This is a genomic window from Cellvibrio sp. KY-GH-1 (assembly GCF_008806975.1).
GTDB lineage: Bacteria > Pseudomonadota > Gammaproteobacteria > Pseudomonadales > Cellvibrionaceae > Cellvibrio.
In genome coordinates this window covers 582468-607540 of record NZ_CP031728.1, presented here as the reverse complement: position 1 = coordinate 607540, position 25073 = coordinate 582468, and the positions used below count along the sequence as shown (strand labels likewise).

Below are 25073 nucleotides of genomic sequence, written 5' to 3'. Positions count from 1 at the left end.
CGATCCCCTCAGGATTGTTTGATTAAATGTGGACGTAATAATTTTTCATCGAATGTCACACCGGTTCCCGGCTCATCTGATGCGACAGCCAAACCACTCTCGATAACGATTGGGCGAGTGGTATAGGCATCAATAGGGAAGGAGTGAACTTCGAGGTAACCTGCGTGCGGCTGACTAGCAACGAGAGAAACATGCAACTCATGCATGCCGTGACTACATACAGGGAGGTTATGGGCATAGGCCAATTCAGCAACTTTCAACCAGCCAGTAATACCACCAATATTGGAAGCATCGGGCTGCAAAAAACCTAATTTTGCCTGTGCAATTGCGTAGGTAAATTCATGAACAGTATGAAGGTTTTCACCCATCGCCAATGAAATATTAATGCTGTCCGCAATACGTGCATAACCGGCATAATCATCGGGAATGGTTGGCTCTTCAAACCAGGTGATATCGTATTGCTCTATCGCCCGGCCAAAACGGATAGCTTTTTCAACGGTCATTGAATAATTGGCATCAACCATAAAGGTGGTGTGTTTACCAATTAACTCGCGCACTGCAGCAACGCGAGCAACATCTTCTTTGTAGTTATCTTTACCGACTTTAATTTTTACCGCGTTAAAACCGCGATTCAAATAACTATCAATATTCTTCAATAGTTTCTGTTCGGTGAAATTCAAATCAATACCGCCCGCATAACAGCGGGTTTTATTACTAGCGGCACCCGCCAATTTCCACAACGGCAAATTCAGACGCTTGCAACGAATATCCCACAGGGCGATATCGACCGCAGAAATAGCAAAACTAACCAAACCACCACGCCCCACATAGTGCAGGTGCCAGCCTAAATCTTCCCAAATTGCATGAATATCCGATGCATTGCGGCCAATCAGTATTGGTTTGAGTTCATCATCCAAAAGTGAATAAATAGCTCGCCCCCCCTTACCTCCGGTATAGGTGTAACCAACACCTTCAGTGCCATCCTGGCAATAGATACGACACACCAACAATTCAAAACAGGTGTGGTCGCCGTGTTTTGCATCGGATAACACCTCGGCCAATGGCACTTGGTAGTATTCAACTTTGACGGCTTTGATATGTGTTGCTGAGAGTTCGTTGTGACTCACGCAAGAAATTGTATTTAGCATAGACCTATCCCGATGCATTTGTTTATTGTTAACAATCTACACTCAGGATAGACACTTGTAAAGGAGAAAAGTCTGATAATTTCAAAAGTGGGATACGGAAATGCAATAACGATAAAAAAGCACTAAAGCGCGAGGTAATACTTACCAATACGGCCAGATGGCGGCACTTTTTGCCTACATCTGGCGAGCGCTAAGAGACTAAACAGAAGAGATAAAACAGCGGCGATCAATAACCAGGGTTTTATTTGACGGCGACAAGTTGACTCTCGATTTCCTCCAAACTTTTCCCTTTGGTTTCCGGCACCATTTTTAGAACAAAAATAGCACCCAACACGCAAAGGCAGGTATAGATCAAAAATGTGACCGCAACACCCTGAACCTCTATCTGCCACGGGAACAATGTAGGCACCAATACGCCACCAAAGAGTGTACAGACCAGCGCACAAGCAGGAATAGCAACACCCCTGATGCGCGTAGGAAATATTTCGGAAAACAAAATCCACATGACTGGGCCTAAGGAAAAGTTAAATGCCGCCACAAAACTAATTAATCCAATAAACACCAACACGCCCTGCATATGCGCAGCAGTATTGAGCAAATCAACCTGCAGTGAACCCAGCGCTGCCGATCCCAAATGAGTCACCAATGCCCGTTTAAATTCCAGATCACTGGCGTACTCAACCCCAAGCATAGGGGCCAATAGTGACGTATCAATCCGATCAGCGAAGGCTGCGACAGATTCTGCGCTCAACATATAAGTCGCTCCCGCAAAACAATAAGTCACCACACCCATGCTCACAGCAGCCCAGACCGAACCCCAGAGCAAAATAGGACGGCGCCCCATGCGATCAATCATCACCAGCGCCAGGAAGGTAAAAAATAACCCTATAGCACCAACCCAAACGGTTTGCTGAAAGGCGCTTGCATCGCCACCGCCTACCTGCGAAAAAATAAATGGCATATAACCTAAAACAGCATTCATACCGCATAAAGATTGCAGCATGGCCGCACCAGCACCAATAAAAAGCGCGATACGCAACCTGGATTTAAACAACAAACCCAACTGCTCACTTACACTCAGCGAATGCTCAGCACCTTTTAAGTTGTCACAAATCTGATTAAATTGCTGGGCAACCATGTCAGCAGGTGCAATTTTGGCAATTACCGCTTCCGCTTTATGCTTCTTACCATTCATCACCAGCCAACGCGGGCTCTCCGGAATAAAAAAGAGCAATAAAAACCAGACCAACGCAGGCAAAATTTCTAACCCTAACATCCAACGCCAACTGGTTAACTCGGTTAAACCAATCCAATTTGCCCAAGCGGGCTGCGAACTAATTACGGTCACTATGTAGAAATTTAATAGCTGCGCGATAAAAATCCCCACCACAATATTCATTTGATTCAGTCCCACCAACTTGCCACGCAAGTCTGGCGGGGCAATCTCACCAATGTACATTGATGCCAGCGTGAGCGACGCAAAAGCTAAACCGCCCAAAAAGCGCGCAGCAAAAAGCGTCTCAAAACTAACGGCAAATGCCGACCCCAACGCGGAAATTAAATACAACGCAGCAATGACTAATAAGGTGTTTTTCCGCCCAAAGCGCTCACAAAAATAACCCGCGCATAGCAACGCAACAATTGACCCCAACCCCGTAGCACCACCGACAATGGCACCCACTTGAAAGGCCGTTAAACTAAATTCAGCAATAATGTATTTAATGGTGCCGGAGATCAGGGCTATATCCAGGCCAAATACAAATCCACCCAGAGCCACAATAAAGGAAAAGAAAAATGCGTTTCTATTTGCTCTCTGCATATCTAATTACCACTCAATAGTTATTATTTGAACTGATCGCCCAGCCCATCAATACCGACAAAACCAAGCCTATTGCAAGGCTATCGCCACCTTTCAATAGAACAACTGCAATTACTCTGGCGCATCCAGGGCAGATCTGCAGAACACACACCACTTAAATAGAAACCCTGATTCAAGTGTAACACGCGCCATTTTTGTTAACAATTAAATATATACATATTGGAAATCTACTGCTAACCTTCGCGTTGCAGCCAATCAGTTGGCCAAATAAACATAACCATTGCAGGTGTGATATGAAACTCACTCAACTAATTAGCATCGCAACCTATACCCTTATTTTGGGCGGCTGTGGCGGTGGCGGTGGCGGAACATCAACTCCCCCAGCATCAAGCAAAGCCAGTGTCAGCCCCACACAATCGTCCACCGCCGTTAGCAGTCTAGTCGCAAGTAGCAGCACTAGCCTGTCGAGCACACCGAACAGCTCAGTCGCTTCAACTGACAGCAGACCGAAAATCAGTTTCAATAGAGACATCAAACATATTGTTGGCGGTATCGACAGCTTTGACCGACGCAAATTCATCACCATTCACTCGTCCAATACCGAAGCCGATTGGTTTGGTTCAAACGCCCAAAGTTTGGGAGCCCCCAACGCCTCACCTGACCTGATTACCGAAGTCATGGACGGCTATGACGTGTATTTCGGCCGCGATACCGGAGGCATTACCTGGCAACTTGGTGAACTCAATCAAGACCCCGCTCGCCCGGGTTTTGTCAGCGAGAGTCACGCACAAACCAAAGGTGGCGACGCACGCTGGGTGTATAGCAACAATGCCAACAGCACCAAAATTCGTCAGTTTGAAAACCGGCTAACGGATATGATTATAGGGGCACAGCAACACCCCTTCTGGCCAGATGGCAAAACTACCCGCAAAGGCTGGGCACTCTCACAGACCGATACCCCAAGTGAACCTTTTGGAACTGCCACTGGCCACTACATGGGGCAGTATCTCGCGAAATACTTTAATAAAGGCGCAGGCGATTTATATGGTCAACCTAAGCCGCTCTATGTTGAGGTTATGAATGAACCTCTTTACGACCTGGTGGATGCTAGTGCATCACCAGTGCCAGTAGAAAAAGTATTCCAGTTTCACAACACAGTGGCGGCAGAAATTCGAAAGACCAATAGCGATGTTTTAATTGGCGGCTACACAGTGGCCTTTCCCGATTACGATAAAAATGACTTTCAACAATGGCTAAACCGCGACAAAGTTTTTATTGATCTGGCCGGTGCCAATATGGACTTTTACTCAATCCATCTCTATGACTTTCCGGCGCACAATAATCGCGAGAAATATCGTCGCGGCAGCAACGTCGAGGCAACCCTCGATCTGCTCGAGCAATATGACACGATTAAATTTGGCAAGATCAAGCCCTTAGTGATATCGGAATATGGCGCCAGCATTCACTCCATGTTTTCTGATCCCTGGACCCCACAGCGCGACGGATTACGCCTGATTGCATTTAACGGTCTATTGATGAGTTTTCTTGAACGCCCCAACAATATTGCTAAAACGATTCCGTTTCTGCCGATAAAAGCCGAGTGGGGCCGCGTTAATGGCATACCCTACAATGACCGCCTTATGCGTCAACGCAAAGAGGCACCCGGCGAAACTGGTGACGAATGGGTTTTCACTGACATGATCAAGTTTTATCAATTGTGGTCAGACGTAAAAGGAACACGTATTGATATTACCTCTAGCGATCCCGATCTGGTCGTCAATGCTTATGCCGACAATAAGCGGGTGTATCTCATCATTAACAATTTGGAATTTAACGCGCAAGAATTCACACTGAATGATTATTCATTAAATAATCCTGCCTTTGCCAATGCGACGATTAAACACTTACATCTGGATAGCCAAAACGCGCCGGTCTTAAGCGAAACGGTTAGCGACAAGTTTCCAGATTCGTTAAGCATTGGAGGTAGTGGCACCATGATCATTACCATGAACTATGAAAGTGCAGTAGTAATCGATCAAACTAAAGTTGAACAGAAAACATATGCAACAAATTATTTGCAGGCAATTAAAACCAATAGTCCCCTTAACTTTGCGATAAACGGCATCACTCCAGCAGCATTTGGAGAGGCTACGTTACGCTTGGGCATAGGTAGGGATCACGGAAAATCCTTGCAGCCTAAAGTGACCATTAATGGCACCGAAGTAACTGTACCAAAAGATTATCGCGGCTATGATCAATACCACCAAGGCAAAGGGCGGGAAAACTTTTTTGGTGTAATTGAAATCCCTGTGCCCTATTCAATCCTCAAAGCTAACAATCAGATTGAGGTGACCTTTGCGGATGATGGCGGCCACATAAGCTCAGCGGCATTAAGAGCATTTCACTACAGCCGAAACTTTACCCACTAAACATTCTTTGTCGTGCCGTTTGCCATACTCACCCGAGTATGGCTTTTTTATTTTTACTGATTATTTTTTACGGAAACATCAATTGTCTTGGCAATTTCTGGCAGTGGTGCAAAGTAGTGTTCGTAGGCAGAATTTAACTTTGCATTTAACGGATTGTTGAGCAAAAACATTCTTCGCTTACTCAGTTGTATAAACTTCAAGCTGGTTAGGAACTTTTTATCCCAAAGCGCCTGCAAACTTTTATCCTTATATGCAGCCAGCAACCCCTGTTCAATTCTGGCTTTTAATATCTTATTCTGCACGCTAACGAAAAAAAATCGTGGCAACTTATAATAAAAATAGAAACTGTCATCAATAGTCAGATGCAAACCTGAATTGTTATGCAGATACTCATTCATAATCTGGCTAGCCCCCAAACAAAATAAATCCGCCCGGCCAGAGGCAACCATACGAAATGAGCTTTTGTAAGCAGGCACCTCTAGTGTTTTAAATCCGTTGGCATGCAAAATTTTTGTATCAGTCCAATTAATACCCTGCAAAATACGGTACTGCTTGAGCTCATCAGAAGCCTTCGCTGCTGCTACTGCTTGGGCCACACCCGGATTGACAAAACATACCCTATAACTCAAAACTCCTAAATCGATGGGAAACTCTATGTAAGCAATAGCAGATCGTTCGACTCCATCATAACTATCTTCAATAACCAAGTTAGGGTATTCATTACTTGCAATCGCTTGTTTGGCTCTAAGCCTATTAAACCCCTTAGGCAAAGGCTGAAGCTCATAGTCACCATAGCGAGCGCGAGTTTTTTCAAGAGCCAAGGTCAGTAGCTCAATCGTATAGTTTTCGTATTGATCTATAGGGGTGCTGGGGACACGATAATTGACAACCTGCATGCCAAAGCAGCCGCAAGAGACCCCCACTCCCGAAAAGAATAGAATTCCGATTATATGGCGCAGATGTAAGCACACAATCCCTCTCCCGCTGAATTCGCTGTTAACCTGCAATGTCATCTTATACACAAGAGTAGATCATTGTTCATAAAACGGGTAAGCATCGTCTGGACACTGCAATTCTTTCCAACATGCGCCACCTAAACTTTGTCAACATTTTACATAAAGCCGGTACATCTATAGAATAGAAAGCAGCCCCTTAACAGTGCCCGAAATAAGCGAATATGCGATGAAACGAATTGTGATTATTGGCGAAAGTATGCTCGAACTAAGCCCCGCTAGCCCGGGCTTATGGCAACAATCATTTGCCGGAGATGTACACAGTTTGGCGGTATATTTAAAACGCTGCGCACCCGAAGCGATACAAGTGTCGTTTATGAGCGCGGTCGGTGTGGATGCCGCCAGCGCTGAACTAATCTCTAGTTTGCAGCAAGAAGATATAGATACCTCGTTGATCTATAAGCACCTGAGTAAAACCTTGGGGCTCTATATGATCAACAATACCCCCAGTGGCGAGCGCAGCTTTCAATATTGGCGCAATGACTCAGCAGCAAAACAAGTCATGCATTTGCATCATGCGCAATTTTCCGCTGCGACTTTCACAGCTCCCGATCAAGTGTTTTTTTCCGGCATTTCTTTGGCCATATTAGAAAAAGACAGCCGCGACCTCTTTTGGGATTTTATCCATCGATTAAAACAACAGGGCACACAAGTTATTTTTGACCCCAACTATCGCGCAAAACTATGGTCTTCCGTCGAGAATTGTAAAGCCCAATACGAACTCGCTTTTCATGCAAGCAATTTGGTTTTACCGAGCTTGGAGGATTTCACCAATCTTTATCAGCTAGACTCCGCAATCGCGGTTAGCAAATTTTTAAGTGCTTATGATATTGATGAAATTATTATTAAAGATGGCCCTGCTCCTATTATTTATCAGTCAAACCAAGAACAATTGGAAGTCGCTATTGAGCCCGTCACTCAGATTATAGATACAACTGCAGCAGGTGATTCTTTTAATGGCAGCTATCTAGCGGCTCGCGCACGCGGGCTAAACCCCGAAAATGCCATTCGTTTTGCGGCAAAAATATCTGCACTGGTAATTCAACACAAAGGAGCCATTCTTAATCGCGACCTCTTCATGCGCCACCTCATCAAATCAGCTCATTAAAATCGCCTTTTACCGCTACTTTTTCACCTCACACTCAAGCAAACAAGCTCCAGTTCCGCTGGAGCTTTTACTAAGCAGATCACAAATAAATAATTATAGATCCGCATAATTTTTTCATTCTAATCCTTGCGAACAGCAACACAAAATAATTCTACCATCAGCATAAACTCAATCTGTTAGCGGATTCTGCTACACCTATTCAAACACACCCATCTACCGTCAGCTTTAGCTAAAAGGAGATAAACATGAATAAAATAAAATTTTGTTTTTCTATTTCTGCATTATTGTTTTCAAGCACATTATTGGCACAGGATCAGTGCAACACTACAAGCGAGTGTAAAAACACCTACGGCAGCTCTGCGACAGATTGTGCCAACAGCAAATCCAGCCTTAGTATTTGCATGTGCGGCACACTGCGCTGCGACCGTTTTGGCCAACCCACTATCAGCTACATCAATGTCCCAGCCAAAATTCAGGCAGAAGATTATTTAACCGCATTTGATACAACATCAGGCAATCAAGGAGGACAAGGACAAACAGGTAATGTTGATATTCAAGCGACAACTGACACTGGTGGTGGCCTCAATGTCGGCTGGATTAATAGCGGAGAATGGCTGGAATACCCCATCAATATCACTACTGCAGGCGAATACCAACTTCAACTCCGCATTGCATCGCCCAACACTTCCGGCACACTCAGTATTGATATTGATGGCGCTCTGTTGGGTAGCACACTGACCATTCCAAACACAGGCGGATGGCAAAGCTGGCAAACAATCAGTTCGGCTAAAAAAAGCCTCGCTGAAGGCAAAAAAATACTGCGTTTAAATATGCTCACAGGGGGGTTCAACCTAAATTGGATCGACATTAAAAAAGTAGAACCAGACACCAACAATCCACCAGTGGATAATGTCATTCTCGGAAAATTCAATACAACCAAGGATTTATTGCTCGCCCACTTCGATCAAAAACCTGATCTAGATGATGTGCACGCAGTTGCTGCCCTAGCCACCATGTTGCGCGATTCACGCTTTAATAATGTGAAATACCATGCAGTAGCTGGAACTATCGGCACTCAAGGTGGCCGCTATATAGATGCACCACAACTTTTTAACTTAGCGTTTGGAAGCAATTGGTCTAACGCTTCTACCAATTGGAATGCTGCCGTTAATAACGTCACGCAAAAAGCCTTGGCAACATTGAATGCCGGCGGCGATATTTGGGTACAAGAAGCGGGCCAATCGGATTTTACCGCCGATGTACTCAAAGCCATTCAGCAGACTAACCCCGGCATTAATTTGAAAACGCGCTTTCATGTTGTTCAACACAGCAACTGGAACGAAGATAAAACAACACCCGCCGATTTAACCTATGTGAAAAATACCGCGCAATACAACAAAATTGCTGATGGTAATTCGACGGGTAACGGCACACCGGGATTTAACACCAAAGATGGTAGTGATTGGCAGAGAGCAAAAGCCGATCCAGATGTAGGGAATATTTGGAATGAAGCGCAACGAGTTGCGGATGCAAACAACAGTATCAGCGGATACGAAAACCCCTCAATTAAAGCCGGTGGTTTAGATTTTTCCGACTGCGTTGAAAATGCCTGGATATTTGGATTTGTAACACTCAATAATTCCAAAACATTTTTTGATGAGTTCCTAAAAAAGTAACCTCTCAAATAAATCAATGGCACTTTCAGACAGGCCTTGAAAGTGCCTTTTTTATTGCCCGCCGAGTATAACAACTTCGCTTTTATTCACTTATCCAATCAATGGCATGTCAAATTTGTGATATTTTTTCACCTTATCTGTGTATTAGCCACAAGGTCTCCGCTCTATCATAAAAGCCATCAATGATCGCTTGGAGACGCCCATTATGAGCAAGTGCCCGTTTAATCACACTGGTATTCCCGACCCTTTTGAGCAAGCTCGCACTGAGCAAGGTGTTGGTTTTGTGGATGATCAAAATGATCCGGTGATGATGGTGCTGCGCCATAAAGATTTACGCAAATGCGCGCACGACTGGAAAACCTTTAGCTCTGCCGCCACTCCCGGCAGAATTGTGGTGCCGTCCGAAGTCAATATTCGCGATATTCGCCAAGTTCCTTTTGAAGTAGACCCGCCCCTTCACGGCGATTACCGTGCTTTTTTAGAGCCTTGGTTTAAACGCCCTCTTGCGGAAAATTATCGCCAAGCGTTGCGCCAACAAATTTCGACATTGGTGCAAGAATCTCTACAACAGGATTTCATTGAAGCCATTTACGATTTTGCGCTTCCGCTACAATCTCGCGCCTTAACCCTACTGCTCAATATTCCCTATGCAGAAGCGGATGTCTTTATCAGCTGGGGAACCCACGTATTTCGCAGTGAAGATAATCCATTAGATGGCAGCAAAGCTCAGGTACTTTATAACTACATTGATAAAAAAATCGCCGAGGCAGAAAAATCACCCAGCGACGATATTTTTTCGGTGTTATTAGCCACTGAAGTGCAAGGCAGAAAATTAACTCACGATGAAATTAAAGGCATCATTGTGCTCACCTTTGCTGGCGGCCGCGACACAGTAATCAATATGGTCACTAATACTCTTGCTTATTTGGGTGAAAACCCCGAATCCCTGACGCGTTTACGCAAAGAACCTGAAATTCATAACCGTGCGATTGAAGAACTCATACGTTATTTCTCTCCCCTCACCCATATGGGAAGAGTTGCGACTAAAGATAGTGAAGTTTGTGGCCATGCAGTCAAAAACGACACCCGAATTTCACTCTGCTGGGCCTCCGCCAACCGCGATGCAACCGTTTTTGAAAACCCTAACGAGGTAATGCTGGATCGAAAATTAAATCCGCACGTCGGTTTTGGTTTTAGTCATCACAATTGCCTTGGTGCAACTCACGCGCGGGTAATCATGCAAATTCTGTTGGATGAGCTGTGCCAACAAGTCGATAAAATAACCCTGGGTGATGCACAGGAAAATATTGAAAACTGGGGTGAATTTCAGCGCAAGGTGGGTTACCACAAGTTGCAGCTGCAATTATCAAAATAATCTCTTACTCGAACAATTCTTGAATATAACATTTTTACACGAGAAACCAAAATGGCCAAAATTACCTTTATTACTCCCGGTAAAGACAGCATCACTTTAGAGGCAACTTCAGGCAATGCAATGGAACTGGCGGTTAACAACGGCATTCCAGGTATTGGCGGCGACTGTGGTGGCGTTTGCTCCTGTGCAACTTGCCATGTTTATGTTCCAGCAGAGCATGCCAGTAAATTAACCGCTGCCAGTGACATTGAGAAAGACATGCTGGAGCTGGACGACAATGTAAATGAGTTCAGTCGTTTGTGTTGCCAAATTGAAATCACCCCTCAGGTAGATGGCTTGGTACTCGAAGTTGTTGGCTAAACAATCCAAACCAATCAACAACATTCAAACAACAATAAACAATTATTTGTGGGTTAAAGGCTATGACTAAGCATCCGCTTACAACAGCAACTTGTATTATCGTCGGCGCCAGTCACGCCGGTGTTAACGCCGCCTTTGCACTGCGCAAAGAGGGCTGGGCAGGAAAAATTGTACTTATCGATAGTGACCCAAGGCTGCCCTATCACCGCCCGCCACTATCAAAAACTTATATCACCAGCAATGATCCAATCGAAAAACTGGCGCTCAAGCCAGAAGCCAGTTACACACAAGATGACATCGAATTATTGCTGGGAGTTACAGTCACCCAGCTGGATGCTAAGGCAAAAAAAATCTCTACCTATAGTGGTGATGAACTCTATTACGACAAATTAATTCTAGCGACCGGCGCAAGCCCTATAGTGCCGGCGATCAGTGGCTTAACTGATGCGCACAATCTTTTTTTTATGCGCAATCTGGAAGACAGCCTTGGCATCAAAGCGGCTCTTCACAGCAGCTCAAACAAACGTGTTGTGATTATTGGCGGTGGTTATATTGGCTTGGAAACGGCGGCCTCGCTGAAAAAATTGAGCGCATCTGTGGTGGTACTAGAGCGTGAAAATCGCATTCTCGCCCGTGTCACCGCCCCTGAAATGTCGGCCTTTTTTTTACAACTGCATGAAGCTCATGGTGTAAAAATTGTTACCGAGAAAAATGTCAGTGCCATCACCACCGATGCTGGCGTTAATAAAGTGCATACCAGCGACGGTGCAGAATATCTAGCTGATATTATTATTGTGGGGGTCGGGGTGCGGATCAATAAAATCCTCGCAGAACAAGCTGGTTTAACCATTGAAAACGGCATTTGTGTCAACGCACAGGCGTGCACCAGCAACGAAAACATCTATGCCATTGGCGATTGCAGCTATCACTTTAATCCACACTATCAACGTCACATACGTTTGGAATCGGTACAAAATGCTGTCGATCAAGCCAAAATTGCGGCGCTGGATATTTGTGGTAAAGCGCAAGATTATAATGCCCTACCCTGGTTCTGGTCGGATCAGTACGATGTAAAATTACAAATGGTAGGGCTCTCCAGTGGTTATGATCAAATCATAATTCGGCGCGAAAACACCACTGAACAGAAATTTTCCACTTGGTATTTTGCAGGGGATGAATTGCTGGCGGTAGATGCAATTAACAATGCCAAAGCATATGTTCTCGGAACCAAATTGATTAAAACAAATAGCAAAATTAACAAAACCAACCTTGCTAATTCTCAGTACGAATTAACACAAGAAAATTTACTAACAACAGGTTAGGTATTATTGATGAGCGCGCATACATGCGGTACTGAAACGTCTGCGCATTGAGTTTATCGGCGCGAGTGAAAGTGGCCAATGGGAAATTGATTACATCCATATTCGATAACTACCTGCCGCCCCAACCCCCTCAAAAGCAATAAAATGTTACCTGAGTAGCATTTTATTGCCTAAAAATACCAATTACTTGCCCTACCCCCTGCATGTGGCTTACAGTGTCAGCCCCTGTCAATTGTCAACATTTAATTGTTGGTTATTTGCCTCGTGCGGTTTTAACCTCAATGAAGCATTTGGCAGCCGGCGTTAATAATTAATAATACCTGGAGCCAACTGTGAAAAAACTATCTCGCCCCCTATTCTGTGTGGCGCGATCACTCGTTGTGATTGCCGCAAGTACAGCCATATTACCCACCGCGTATGCAGCAAAATCTACTGCGTGGGAAGGTAACTTCCACGATTACCGCGTTGAAAGTGTCAATTATTGGGACCAAGAAAACCCAGCAGCCAAAGCCGATGACTTTAGTGGCGGTGATCCTTGGTCTTATAAATTCAAGTGCGATGGTTCCCCTTGGAATCTCAACACCTATTGGGATAAAGACGGCCACTCAGTCACCGAAGCCTATGAATACCCTTATATGCGTATTCGCTCACCTTGGTCTGCTACAGAAGCCATAGTGCGCGATAACACTCCCGCCGCACAAAGCTTCCCGCTGTCTGATTTGAGCAACAAAGCGGGTTGGCGTTTTGTTCCAACCGCAAGTGATGAATTTAATCAAGCCACGTTAGATGTACTTAAAAGCCCAAGTGACAGCACCGGTAAATGGGTGACTAATAACCACACATGGGGCGGGCGTGAGCCAGCGCCTTTTTTGCCAAAAAATGTGCGCCAGGAAAGCGGCCTACTAAAACTCAGCCTTAAACAAAAAGTAGAGTCGCAAATTTATGGTTTTTTGAACGCTAACTTTATGAATGGTTGGAGCGCAGCCACCGCCATGAACGCTACACCTGTGCGTTATGGTTATTTTGAGGTGCGCTCTAAAGTAGGGGTCGGTTCTAGTGCTTTTTGGTTGTATTCAAAATCAATGGAAGATGTGCGCTACATCAAAGGCGAGCGAGTATTTACCAAAGCCTTGGTAGACCATAATCTTGAAATCGATGTATACGAACAAGCGGGGCGCCGTCCTGAATGGGCCCCTTATTACAATATGAATACTTGGGTATTTGAATACCAAGGTGACGATCACCGTATTTTCAGTAAAAAAGCTTCTGGTCAAAGTTGCGGTCGTGAAGGCTGGCAAGGTGGCGATGATCTGCTGCCCCATGCAGCTGGGCTACAAAACGGCGGCCACTGGAAAGCCGACATAGATTTTGCTGCCGACTTCCACGTATATGGACTCTATTGGGGTCCAGATGAACTTCGCTGGTATGTAGATGGTAAATTAATTCGTTCGATGAAAAACCGTTATCACCATACTCCGCTGTATATTTTGCTCGACACCGAAACCATGCCCGATTGGTTTGGCTTGCCCACTCCAGCTGAACTACAACATGACCACGAAATTGATTATGTGCGTGTATGGACAACCGACGCCCTCGAAAATCACAACGGTAAAGGCTGGCGTGCAATTCAAGCAGACGGTAACGCACGCTACAGCATGCGCGTTGCAGCTCGCGATGGAGATGGTCATCAAAACGGCAAAGGTGCCAATCAACCATTAGAATATTTACAACAACATAGCAAACCCTTTGGCACGGTCGAAAGTTATATTGGCAGCGCAACATCTGGTACCCAAAACCCGGTAAAAGCCACTGCAGTGAATTTTAAAACAACGGATTTGTTAGTGCTTTCTGAGCGCCGTCTTAGCCCTTATCGCGCAGCAGCTGACAATATTCGTTACTACTACGCGCATTACGGCCACGTGATTGATGCCATCATCACGCCAAGTAATGCCACCAACAAAAATATTAAATGGGTTTCTGACAACCCCGCAATCGCAACAGTGACTGCTTCCGGCGTGATAGTTCCTGCACAAACTTATGATGCTGAAACCGGTAGCCTTACCCATATCGCATCAGGTGAAGTTACATTAACCGGCACTCATGCAGATTTACCGGGTAACGTTTTCACGCTGCGCGTTAAATTGGTTGAAGTGGGCAGTGAAAATAGCATCACGCTTGCGAACTTTAGCACCACCGGGCGCAATGCGACCGTTGCTGAAGGCTATGCAGCGAGTGCTGTGGGTTGGGGTACAAAAGGTTTTCCATCAGCCATCACCGACAATACTCGCGGTGAGTTTGGTAGTTATCAAATCGATTTTGGTAGCGGCGGTAAATTTAGTTTTATGCTCAGTGCTGGCACGCCTATTCAAACTGGCACCGGAGTAAAAGTATTTATTGATGACGAAGAAGTGCTGTCTGAAAATTTAAATAATATTTCAGGCGATTGGGATGCACACTTTGAAAATTGGTTTCCAACTACCTTTACAGTAAGCCCAGGCAAACATTGGGTGAAAATTATGAGTGCGGGCGCATCGGAATGGCAGTGGTTTGGTCACAGCGCGCAATTTTTACAATTATTGGACGGCACAAATTCTCCTTCCAGTTCAGCGGCAAGTGCATCAACAATGTCATCGCGCTCATCCGTGGCACAGTCTTCCGTTGCAGCATCGTCAGTACCTACGTCATCGGCAGCTCCGTCCTCAGTAGCTAAGTCATCCATTGCGCCATCCTCAGCCGTTAATTCGTCAGTTGCATCAAGCATTGGTGGCATAGGCGCTAAAGTGATTGTGCAAGCAGAAAACTTCATTGCAACGGGCGGCACTTATCAAGGCTTCCAAAAATACACCACTGCAAATGGTATTGGGGCAATCAATTATAACCAACGTGGTGATTGGGCTGATTACAGTTTCACTATCGGCAGTGCCGGCACTTACACAATTAATGCTTTCTTAGGTACCACACTAGCGGATAGTGCAATTGAGCTTTTCATCGACAATGTTTCGGTCGGTAAAAAGACAGTACTCAATAACAATAATTGGGATGCGTTTGTGCCATTAACCCTAAACACCGGTGTGCAGTTGAGTGCAGGCACTCATACGCTGCGCGTTGTGTCGGCAGGCACTACTGCCTCAACGTGGGAGTGGAATGCAGATCGCATTGAATTTACTCAAATAGCGGCAACATCTTCATCACGCTCATCAGCCGCGTCTAGCTCATCTGCTACTCCAACTCCGATAGTGGTTCAAGCCGAGTCTTACACCACTACCGGCGGCGCCTATCAAGGCCTACAAAAGTACACCACCGCAACGGGCGTAGCTGCAGTTAACTACAACCAACGCGGTGACTGGGCTGACTACACCATCAATGTCACCGCAACCGGCAACTATCGTATCAATGCTTATTTGGGTACCACTCAAGTTGGTGGTGCGATAGAGATATTAGTTGATGGCATTTCGGTCGCGAAAAAGACAGTACCGAATAATAACAATTGGGATGTGTTTGCCGCCTTAGAAGTCAGCAACAGTGTTCGCCTCACGCAGGGTATGCACAACGTGCGTATTATTTCTGCAGGCGCCACGGCTTCAACTTGGGAATGGAATGCAGACCGCATTGAGTTTGTGCCAGTAAATTAAATGTAGATAAAAATTAAATTGAGGTATTTTCCCGCCTCTTGATTGAAGCGGGAATTTTTATACCTTTTAAAAGAGCAGGATAATATCCCGCAATGTTTAAATGCAGTTAATAGATAATAAAGAGGAAAACATTAAAATGAAAAAATTAACACAAAGAAAGTTGTTTTATATACTGACACTAACATTGTTCAGTACCAGCATTTTTGCTCAACCAACGCCTCCTGCGGGAAAAATGTGGCAGAAACAAAGTAATCTTTCGGATGATTTTAATAGTGGCTTTGACACGAGCAAATGGCAGAAGCCTTTATGGAATTATGGCGAACCCGTTAATATGGTGGCTGAAAACTCTGGTGTTTCAAACGGAAACTTATGGATCAAGGGAACGCTTGGCACTGGTGCAAGGTGGTTTAATGGTTCTCGGGTAATGTCTAATGCACAAATTAAATATCCTTACTACACAGAGGCTAGAATTAAAAGCGCGAACATTTCTGCGTACAGCACCTTTTGGTTGAATAACGGGGACATTAACAATCGCGATGAAATAGACATCATCGAAAACAATCCTAACCCTTCGTGTAACTGTCAGCCTAATTTTCCATGGCAAATGAACTCTCAGTATTTTCATGTTGTAAATGGCGATACCCAAAGAGCCCATGGCAACTTTGATAACCGAAACCTGCCGGATGGCGCGCCAGGAAAAGGGGTTAGATGGAACGAGGCTTATTTTACGTTCGGTGTATGGCAAAAAGATGCCCGAAATATTCAATTTTATTTAAATGGTTATCCTGCAGGTAGCGTTGTTTCTGCACGGGATTTCACCAGAGATATGAATATTATTTGGGATTTATGGACTGCCGATTTTTCTTGGCTGGGTGGCCTTGCTGTTCAAAGCCAACTCAACGATGTTTCAATGAATACCATGTACGTTGATTGGATTAATACTTACAAGTTGGTCGATGGTGTTGCAAGTAGTTCATCCAGCTCTAGTGCACAATCAAGCTCTAGTGCCAACAGCAGTGTTGCCAGTGGCGCTACACAAACCATCGATTTCGCGAATTATTTTGATACCGGTAAAGCAACCAGTGCGGTAGCGGGCGATACCATTATCGGTTTCAATAAATCCGGCGGCGGCAATATTAATTACAATTCTGTTGGTGATTGGGGCGATTATTTAGTCACACTGCCAACAGACGGCCAATATAAAATTGAAATTGTTACCGCATCACCTATGACCAGCGGCATTGGTGCAAAACTGAGCATTGATGGTATTGCGGTGGGTACAATTACCCTGGGCACAACCGGCGACTGGGAAACATACACTACAACCACACTTGTCAATAATCTGTCTATTGGCGCAGGCACCCATACTCTGCGTATTGAAAGCACAGGCACCAGCGCATGGCAATGGAATGGTGATGTAATTCGAGTGACCAAAGTAGGCAGTGATCCTATAGGTTCACCGGTTACTCCCACACCCGTAAGCATGACCTTACAAGCCGAAAATTTTGCCGCAACAGGCGGTGTATACGATGGTTTTAAAATCTACACGGTTAATGGCGTGAGCGCGGTTAATTACAATCAACGTGGCGATTGGGCGAATTACACCGTGAATGTAGCTGCCGATGGTAACTACAGTTTTAATGCTTACGTAAGTTCACCTATGACTGGCGCCGCACTGGAAGTGACCGTAGATGGCGTAAAAGTATTAACCCAAGCTGTGCCGAATAACGGCAGTTGGGATAACTTTCAAAAAATAAGTTCAAGTAACAAAATCGCACTCACCAAAGGCACGCATACCATTCGTGTGGCCAGTGCGGGTACTACCGCATCTACATGGGAATGGAACGCGGATAAATTTGAATTAGTACCCTAGTAAATTTCACACACGTAGAAATTACCCATTATTTTATTGGAAAATAACTGACCCGCTCCAACAGGATAGAGATTTATTTTGTAGGCGCGGGCTTTTTTTAGAGTTTCTTTAAACGCTTCAACTCCTACCACCTAAGTGCTTCATCAACGATGAACCCTTATTTATCTCTGTGTGTTATTTTTAAGTCATTAAAATTTTTATGTCTCCATAAAAACCAGAACTCTCCATATCCAATGTTTATTCCCTTATCTGCAAACGGCTAAGTTTATCGCCTGCCTCAGAAAACATGCTGATGAAGACTCACCAATGAAAAATAAATTAGCACCACCAAGATCAACTGTACCGACAATATCGATAACAAAACAAAAAGAATGGTATCTATGGGAATATCAATCATAAGTGCTACAACTTTCGTAAAAATAAGAAACGCATGGTAGAGCATCTACACAGGCCAAGATATTAACGTGACCTTTTGAACCCTGCGGCGCAATGAGACTTACCCAACAATAAAATACATATGGATATATGCATAAATATCTTACTCTCTAGCTAAACCTTACCTCTTATCTAAGTCTACTCCATACAGGATCAGGGGAGCTCCCGCATAAAATATAAATTTTTCATAAAATTATGTGTCAACTGAGCAGAGCCAACACACTAAGGTAAGTATTCGCTATTCGAAATAGTGCATTTGTGAAGATTTATGCCATGAACCTGCGTTCAGCGCCGCCATGATAAGTCTAACAATAGGGTTTCAGCTCAATTAATTCAGTTACTATATTTTTATATTAATGCGAGGTTAACCGGTGGTTAAAAAAAGTTTTTTTACTATAAATATGCTGGTAGTTGTATTGGCATCATCAACAGTACTCGCCCAAGAAAGTCAGTTAGACCTTAAAAAGTGGAAGCTTGAATGGAGCGACGAATTTAATTATAAAAACTCGGATTTGGAGAATAATTGGATCAGTCAGAATGGTGCAACTGAAAATGAGTGGGTGTTGAGTAGCCGCTGGCGTGAAAACGCAGTGGTGAAAAATGGCGTACTTGAATTACTGAGTAAAAAAGAGACTCGTGCAGAATCGCAGCCCTGGACCACGGGAAACATTTGGAGCAAACGAACTTTCCATTATGGGTATTTTGAGGCGCGTTATAAATATGCCGGTGCCTACGGTACGAATAATTCATTTTGGTTATGGCCGAAACAAGGGGTTGCGGCAGGACAAAAGGCTTGTGAAATCGACATTAATGAAGGCCATTATCCCAATATCATTAATACCAATGTGCACAATTGGACCGATACTTATACTCTGCCCAATGGTCAGGTAAGCCATGATGACAATCAATTGCACCACACCTTAGATGGCGAGCCGGGACACAACATTGTGCTAAAGGCCCCGATCAAAACAACCAAAATTCGTCTGCGTAGCACTAGCCCAGAATCAATACACATTCATGAATTTCAAGTATTCCCCCCTGCGACCAAATATCCCAATGTAATGAGCCCATTGGACTCAACAAGTGTTACAAATTATGCGCTTGCCAAAGATACCAATCTCAAAACCAGTGGTGTATTCGATAAGCTCCCCTCAAAAGAAAGCTTTGCAATTGATAATCGTCTAGATACACGTTGGGTGTCTGGCAAGCATGGTCTCAAATGGTTGGAGCTGAGTTGGGACACCCCTAAGGAAATTGGAGCGATCCAATTCACCAATGGTTGGCTGCAAGAAAGCGGTCCGTCACTAGGAAAATATCGCAATTTAATTACCGACTATACGCTTGAATATTTTGACGGAAAAAAATGGAAGCTTATCAGCCAGTATGATGCCGCCGATGTTGCTGACTACTCTAGTGATTGGCACACCTACGGCATGGCGTGGGACCAAGATTATTTCCATTTTTATATGGATGGAAAATTGTATTACAGCATGCGCAATGATGTTTGCTTCAGTGAGCAGACAATATTATTTAGCTTGGCTATTTTAAAAGCTGAAATAGCCGGGCCCGTTACCGACGCCATCAATGGTACCAGTATGAAAATTGATTATGTGCGCTATTACACACGTAAAAAATAATGTACTTATGCGATCTCTCTGCCGAAGGAGATCCTAGTGGGGATGAATCAGTGAGAATAATAAAATGGGTGTAATTGATTTAAGTGTCATTGCCATATTTACGTTTATTGTAGTGTCTTGTGGCCTTAGTTTTTCCGGTGCAGGGAAAAGCCTCAGTGGTTTTTTCTCCGCCGGTGGCGCGCTGCCCTGGTGGATGAGTGGCTTATCGCTATTCATGAGTTTTTTTTCCGCCGGCACCTTTGTTGTTTGGGGTTCTATCGCTTATAGCTACGGATGGGTAGCTATCACCATTCAATGGACTATGTGTATAGCTGGGCTTTTAATTGGATTTTTTATCGCGGGAAAATGGCAGGCGACTCAGGTCTTAACAGCAGCCGAATTTATTAAAATTCGGCTTGGTTTAAGAGTGCAAAAAGTATATACGGTAACATTTTTAATTATTAGCACATTCTCTACCGGAACATTTTTATACCCTGTCGCTAAAATTGTACAAGTATCTACAGGCATTCCGATCACTGAAACCATTATTATTTTAGGGCTAATTATTCTCGCTTATACTGCAGTGGGTGGTTTGTGGGCCGTCATTGTGACCGACATTTTACAATTTGTAGTGCTGACGGCGGCGGTATTAATTGTAGTACCCTTAGCGCTTGATCGTATTGGCGGATTAAATGAATTTATTCAACAGGCGCCAGAGGATTTTTTTGCACCTGTTGCGGGCGAATTTACTTGGTCATTCATCTTTGCATTTGGATTATTTAATTTATTTTTTATTGCTGGGAACTGGGCCTACATTCAACGTTTCACCTGTGTATCCACACCTAAAGACGCAAAAAAAGTAGCATGGTTATTTGCCGCACTCTACTTGGTTAGCCCCTTAATTTGGATGATCGCGCCTATGGCTTATCGTTTGATAAATCCTAATTTATCCCTCAGTGAAGCCGAGGGAGCTTACTTATTGATGTGCCAAGAAGTTTTACCGGCAGGCATGTTAGGGTTAATTGTTGCAGGTATGGTTTTCGCAACCTCAAGCTCAATCAATACTGCACTCAATATTACTGCAGGCGTAATCACCAATGATGTGTACCGTATTCTTAGACCCAAATCATCAGAAAGTCATTTAGTATTTGTGGGCCGACTAGCCACTGTTTTATTAGGGTTTGGCACTATTACAGTTGCACTACTGGTGCCCTTTTTAGGCGGTGTGGTAAATGTAGTTATGACCATGGCAGCACTAACGGGAGGCGCATTATTTTTGCCTCCGGTATGGTTGTTATTTTCTCGTTTTCAAACTGGCGCGAGCATTTTGGCAACCACATTCATAAGCTTATCTGTCAATATCTTTTTTAAATTTATATCCCCCACTCTGTTCAATATCACCTTAAATCGCACCGAAGAAATGTTATTAGGCGTGCTCCTGCCTGCGCTCCTACTAGCTATATTTGAATGGCGGCTTAGAGTGCGTGGCTACGAAGCGCCTGGCCATAAAAAGATAGGCGAGTTTTCAGCTGAAAAAAATCATGAAAAAAACTCCTCTAACTTAGAAACAAAAAACACAACTGAAAATAACCGCGGTATTCGGGTGATTGCTATTGGAATTTCCGCCGTTGGTTTAACGATGTTTATTTTAGGTGTAACAGCTGAAACTGGCACCCTTATTATTACCACCATGGGCTTAGCTATTACTGCAATTGCTCTGATACTTTTAGGTAAAGATAAATTGTTTTCAAGGAGCAATTAATGAGCGACCAAGATTCTGGCGGATTTCCATGGGACATTCCTCAACAGCGCCCTAAGCGTGAGTTAAGTGCCGCAATGAGTAGACTCTATGATAATTACCAAAGCCCTCGCCCAGAGGACAATGATCTATTCAGCAGTTTTAAATATACGCGAATAGAAGGTTTTGATTACCAAGGTGATACAGGGAGAGTTTCTCGTCGAGACCCCTCTAAAATCATTAAACACAATGAAATTTTTTATGTTTGGTATACCAAACGTAACACCATCGCAGCACCCCAAGGGCCGCTTAAATGTAGCGATGAAATTCCATCAACAGATTGGGATTTAGCAGAAATATGGTACGCGACAAGCAAAGATGGCTTTAGTTGGCAAGAACAAGGAGTGGCAATCAAACGCCCAGAAAAACCCGGACTTGGCTGGCGTTCCGTGAGCACTCCTGACATTCTAATTTGGAAGGGTAGATTCTATCTTTATTATCAGGCGTTCATGGAAGCAAGTGGACTTAAGGGTGATCACTGCCCGGTAACCATGTCGATGTCTGATTCACCCAATGGCCCCTGGCAAGCCTGCGGCAATGTGGTGGTACCTAATGGTGCACCCGGTGAGTGGGATCAATACTCCATTCATGATCCTTATTTACTTATCTATAACAATAAAATTCATCTTTATTACAAAGCCGCCTTTGGTGATAGGCCTGAATATTTAGTGGCTAATGGTTTGGCTATCGCAGAATCACCATTGGGGCCCTTTAAAAAACATGCCTTAAACCCCGTATTAAATTCAGGGCATGAAACATGTTTTTTCCCCTTTAAAAAAGGCATTGCTGCCTTAGTTACGCGCAATGGCAATGAAAACAATACGATTCAATATGCAGAAGATGGCGTGAACTTTAGCTTAGCGGCTGTCAGCTCCTTAATGCCGATTGCAGCAGGCCCCTATGTGCCAGATGCGTTTGATGACTCCGGTAATGGGCAAGGCATCCGCTGGGGGCTAGCGCATTTTTGCGACAAAGAAAAACCTGATAAAAAATTCAGTTTTCTCGGCAGATTTGATTGTAATTTAATACCTGGCAGTAATAACACTGACATGAAGGAAACAGATCTGGTGCATAAACCTGAGGTATATTTCTATCAGTGCCTAAGCCCCGATCAAATAAAAGCTAGAAAATCCAATCCATAATTTAAATTTTAAAACATAGAATTTTCAGAGTACCTTCATGATTACTACACCCTTTAGTTCAACATCACGTTTAAACAAAGAAATAGTTATTAATACCGACTTAGTGATTGCAGGTGGTGGTTTAGCGGGAGTTTGTGCAGCTATAACTGCAGCGCGCGCGGGCAGCCGTGTAGTATTAGTACAAGATCGTCCTGTGCTCGGTGGCAATGCCTCTTCCGAAGTTAGACTCTGGGCCCTCGGTGCCACCTCTCACATGGGCAATAATAATCGCTGGTCGCGTGAGGGAGGTGTAATTGATGAGATCATGCTTGACAACTTAAAACAAAATCAACTGGGTAATGCGCTAATTTTTGATAGTATTTTGTTAAATAAAGTTGCCGCTGAAGCTAATATCACTCTGTTGTTAAACACTGCAGTATTTCAAGTAAATAAAACCTTAGCTACACAAATAGACAGCGTTTTAGCCTTTTGTAGCCAAAACTCTACTCAATACCATATTAATGCCCCGTTATTTTGTGACGCAAGCGGTGATGGCATACTGGCTTTTAATGCTGGTGCAAGTTTTCGTATGGGTGCAGAGTCTTGCGAGGAGTTTGGCGAACTCATGGCGCCTAAAAATGAAAGTACCGACTTACTCGGTCATTCGTTATTTTTTTACAGTAAAAAATTAGACCGCCCAGTGGTATTCACCAAACCTGACTTTGCTTATAGCCACGAAGAAATTGCCGCTATTCCTCGCTGCAAAAATATTAATGGCAATGATTCCGGTTGTAAGTTTTGGTGGTTAGAATTTGGCGGCGTGCTTGATACGATCTACCAAAGTGAAGATATAAAGTGGGAGCTTTGGAAAATTGTTTATGGCATTTGGGATTACATAAAAAATAGCGGAAAATTTGAAGATGTAGAAAACTTAACCTTAGAATGGGTGGGCACTATTCCGGGCAAGCGCGAAAGTAGGCGTTTCGAAGGGCATTACATGCTGAAGCAACAGGATATTGTGACGCAACACATTTTCGACGATGCAGTTTCTTACGGTGGCTGGGCGATTGATTTACATCCAGCCGAAGGCATCTATAGCGATAAGCCTGCATGCTCGCAATTTCACTCTAAAGGGGTTTATCAAATTCCCTATCGTTGTTTTGTGAGTCGTGATATTGATAATCTATTTTTAGCGGGGCGCATTATCAGTGCAAGCCATATGGCTTTTGGATCAACTCGCGTAATGATTACCTGTGCCCATGGTGGTCAGGCGGTTGGCGAGGCTGCTGCATTTTGCCGTGAATTAAATTGCAAACCTGCTGCACTACTTGCGCCTAAACACATGCAAGAACTTCAGCAACGCTTGAATCTTAATGGGCAGTCAATCCCCCTGATCCCCATAACACCCTCCCTTTTAATGCAAAATGCCAAGATTAAAGCCAGCTCCACTTTCGAATTAAATAATTTACCTGCTAATGGTGACTTCAAAACATTAGACCAAAGTTTGGCGCAATTACTCCCATTGAACGCAGGCCCGGTGCCAAAGATAAATATCGATGTCCGCGCACAAATGGAAAGCATTTTGATATGCGAGTTACGTATAAGCAGCAAAATCGGAAACTACACACCCGATATTTTAGTGGAACGAATTGAGCTTTCACTTGCACCAGGCGAACAAAATATCAACATACAATTTATGGCTGAATTAAGTCAGCAACAATATGGGTTTTTATGTTTTATGCGCAATGACACCGCAAGTCTGGCGTTAACCGATCAACGTATAACTGGACTATGCACACTGCTTAATAAAATTCACAAGGCAGTTTCAAACACTGGACGCCAAGACCCGCCCAAAAATAGTGGTTTAGACTCATTTGAATTTTGGACGCCTGAGCGTCGCCCCAATGGACATAATCTTGCCTTACACCTATCGCCCGCACTCAAACCTTATTCGGCAGAGCATTTACGCGGTGGTTTTATTCGCCCTTATCTCGGCACAAATGCCTGGGTTGCTAAACTTGAAGATAAAAACCCTAATATCGAATTATCTTGGTCAGATAACGTTAAAATAACTGGGCTAAAACTATTTTTCGATACTGATGCTGATCACGCCTTAGAAACTGTACTGATGGAGCATCCAGAAACTCAAATGCCTTGTTGTGTACAGACCATCCGCGTATTAAATGCATATGGCGAAGAGCTATATGCCTGCGCGGGAAATTATCAAAGCATAAAGATCATTCATTTTAACCCTCCACTGCTGTCCAATTGTTTAAATATCGAATTGTCTCATACTGAAGCTGGCGCTCCCGCCAGTCTATTTGCAATTGAAATTCTGTAAAGATTTA

Annotated in this window: 15 protein-coding genes; 12 read left to right on the top strand and 3 right to left on the bottom strand. The window is 44.0% G+C overall.

Going from position 1 to position 25073, the window contains the following annotated elements; genetic code table 11:
- Positions 1 to 8: 8 nt before the first annotated feature.
- Together D0C16_RS02380 and D0C16_RS02375 are read right to left on the bottom strand one after the other, a co-directional pair.
- Entirely contained in the window at positions 9 to 1148 is a 1140-nt protein-coding gene (locus D0C16_RS02380) for a mandelate racemase/muconate lactonizing enzyme family protein (protein WP_049629442.1), read from the bottom strand.
- Between the two features lie 241 nt (positions 1149 to 1389).
- Entirely contained in the window at positions 1390 to 2967 is a 1578-nt protein-coding gene (locus tag D0C16_RS02375) for an MFS transporter (RefSeq protein WP_151030847.1), read from the bottom strand.
- 293 nt (positions 2968 to 3260) lie between these two features.
- Between D0C16_RS02375 and D0C16_RS02370 the strand changes: the two genes are divergently transcribed.
- A complete protein-coding gene (locus D0C16_RS02370) occupies positions 3261 to 5396 on the top strand; it encodes a cellulase family glycosylhydrolase (protein ID WP_151030846.1) in 2136 nt (711 codons plus the stop codon).
- 53 nt (positions 5397 to 5449) lie between these two features.
- Here D0C16_RS02370 and D0C16_RS02365 read toward each other — a convergent pair whose 3' ends face one another.
- A complete protein-coding gene (locus tag D0C16_RS02365) occupies positions 5450 to 6292 on the bottom strand; it encodes an amino acid ABC transporter substrate-binding protein (RefSeq protein ID WP_151030845.1) in 843 nt (280 codons plus the stop codon).
- Positions 6293 to 6578: 286 nt separating this feature from the next.
- On the opposite strand from D0C16_RS02365, the gene D0C16_RS02360 reads away from it, so the two are divergent.
- The 11 genes from D0C16_RS02360 to D0C16_RS02310 all read left to right on the top strand — a co-directional run bounded on the left by D0C16_RS02360 (position 6579) and on the right by D0C16_RS02310 (position 25066).
- Complete coding sequence (locus tag D0C16_RS02360) at positions 6579 to 7517, top strand: sugar kinase (RefSeq protein ID WP_151030844.1); 939 nt, start codon at positions 6579 to 6581, stop codon at positions 7515 to 7517.
- A 245-nt stretch (positions 7518 to 7762) separates the two neighbouring features.
- Positions 7763 to 9193: a carbohydrate-binding domain-containing protein gene (locus D0C16_RS02355; RefSeq protein ID WP_151030843.1), complete on the top strand. Its 1431-nt coding sequence runs from the start codon at positions 7763 to 7765 to the stop codon at positions 9191 to 9193.
- Positions 9194 to 9398: 205 nt separating this feature from the next.
- Positions 9399 to 10568 carry a cytochrome P450 gene (locus tag D0C16_RS02350; RefSeq protein ID WP_151030842.1) on the top strand — a complete coding sequence of 390 codons (1170 nt, stop codon included), beginning with the start codon at positions 9399 to 9401 and terminating at the stop codon, positions 10566 to 10568.
- 51 nt (positions 10569 to 10619) lie between these two features.
- Complete coding sequence (locus D0C16_RS02345; protein ID WP_151030841.1) at positions 10620 to 10928, top strand: 2Fe-2S iron-sulfur cluster-binding protein; 309 nt, start codon at positions 10620 to 10622, stop codon at positions 10926 to 10928.
- 62 nt (positions 10929 to 10990) lie between these two features.
- Positions 10991 to 12250, top strand: a complete 1260-nt coding sequence (locus D0C16_RS02340; protein ID WP_151030840.1) for an NAD(P)/FAD-dependent oxidoreductase — start codon at positions 10991 to 10993, stop codon at positions 12248 to 12250.
- A 332-nt stretch (positions 12251 to 12582) separates the two neighbouring features.
- Entirely contained in the window at positions 12583 to 15882 is a 3300-nt protein-coding gene (locus tag D0C16_RS02335) for a carbohydrate-binding protein (protein ID WP_151030839.1), read from the top strand.
- A 424-nt stretch (positions 15883 to 16306) separates the two neighbouring features.
- On the top strand, positions 16307 to 17755 hold the full coding sequence (locus D0C16_RS02330; RefSeq protein WP_255481985.1) for a carbohydrate-binding protein: 1449 nt from the start codon (positions 16307 to 16309) through the stop codon (positions 17753 to 17755).
- An 806-nt stretch (positions 17756 to 18561) separates the two neighbouring features.
- Positions 18562 to 19827 (top strand): family 16 glycosylhydrolase, encoded by a 1266-nt coding sequence (locus D0C16_RS02325; protein WP_225318342.1) that lies wholly within the window; start codon positions 18562 to 18564, stop codon positions 19825 to 19827.
- 64 nt (positions 19828 to 19891) lie between these two features.
- A complete protein-coding gene (locus D0C16_RS02320; protein ID WP_151030837.1) occupies positions 19892 to 21568 on the top strand; it encodes a sodium:solute symporter family protein in 1677 nt (558 codons plus the stop codon).
- Positions 21568 to 22746 (top strand): glycoside hydrolase, encoded by a 1179-nt coding sequence (locus D0C16_RS02315; RefSeq protein WP_151030836.1) that lies wholly within the window; start codon positions 21568 to 21570, stop codon positions 22744 to 22746. The genes D0C16_RS02320 and D0C16_RS02315 overlap by 1 nt, the downstream gene beginning before the upstream one ends.
- Positions 22747 to 22783: 37 nt before the next feature.
- The gene (locus tag D0C16_RS02310) at positions 22784 to 25066 is read left to right on the top strand and encodes an FAD-dependent oxidoreductase (RefSeq protein WP_151030835.1); all 2283 of its coding nucleotides are present in this window, start codon (positions 22784 to 22786) and stop codon (positions 25064 to 25066) included.
- Positions 25067 to 25073: the final 7 nt, after the last annotated feature.

Coding starts and splice junctions, on each gene's coding strand:
- D0C16_RS02380 (WP_049629442.1), bottom strand. CDS start 1,148: ATGCTAAATACAATTTCTTGCGTGAGTCACAACGAACTCTCAGCAACA.
- D0C16_RS02360 (WP_151030844.1), top strand. CDS start 6,579: ATGAAACGAATTGTGATTATTGGCGAAAGTATGCTCGAACTAAGCCCC.
- D0C16_RS02350 (WP_151030842.1), top strand. CDS start 9,399: ATGAGCAAGTGCCCGTTTAATCACACTGGTATTCCCGACCCTTTTGAG.
- D0C16_RS02370 (WP_151030846.1), top strand. CDS start 3,261: ATGAAACTCACTCAACTAATTAGCATCGCAACCTATACCCTTATTTTG.
- D0C16_RS02345 (WP_151030841.1), top strand. CDS start 10,620: ATGGCCAAAATTACCTTTATTACTCCCGGTAAAGACAGCATCACTTTA.
- D0C16_RS02365 (WP_151030845.1), bottom strand. CDS start 6,292: ATGCAGGTTGTCAATTATCGTGTCCCCAGCACCCCTATAGATCAATAC.
- D0C16_RS02330 (WP_255481985.1), top strand. CDS start 16,307: ATGTCTAATGCACAAATTAAATATCCTTACTACACAGAGGCTAGAATT.
- D0C16_RS02310 (WP_151030835.1), top strand. CDS start 22,784: ATGATTACTACACCCTTTAGTTCAACATCACGTTTAAACAAAGAAATA.
- D0C16_RS02375 (WP_151030847.1), bottom strand. CDS start 2,967: ATGCAGAGAGCAAATAGAAACGCATTTTTCTTTTCCTTTATTGTGGCT.
- D0C16_RS02340 (WP_151030840.1), top strand. CDS start 10,991: ATGACTAAGCATCCGCTTACAACAGCAACTTGTATTATCGTCGGCGCC.
- D0C16_RS02320 (WP_151030837.1), top strand. CDS start 19,892: ATGGGTGTAATTGATTTAAGTGTCATTGCCATATTTACGTTTATTGTA.
- D0C16_RS02355 (WP_151030843.1), top strand. CDS start 7,763: ATGAATAAAATAAAATTTTGTTTTTCTATTTCTGCATTATTGTTTTCA.
- D0C16_RS02315 (WP_151030836.1), top strand. CDS start 21,568: ATGAGCGACCAAGATTCTGGCGGATTTCCATGGGACATTCCTCAACAG.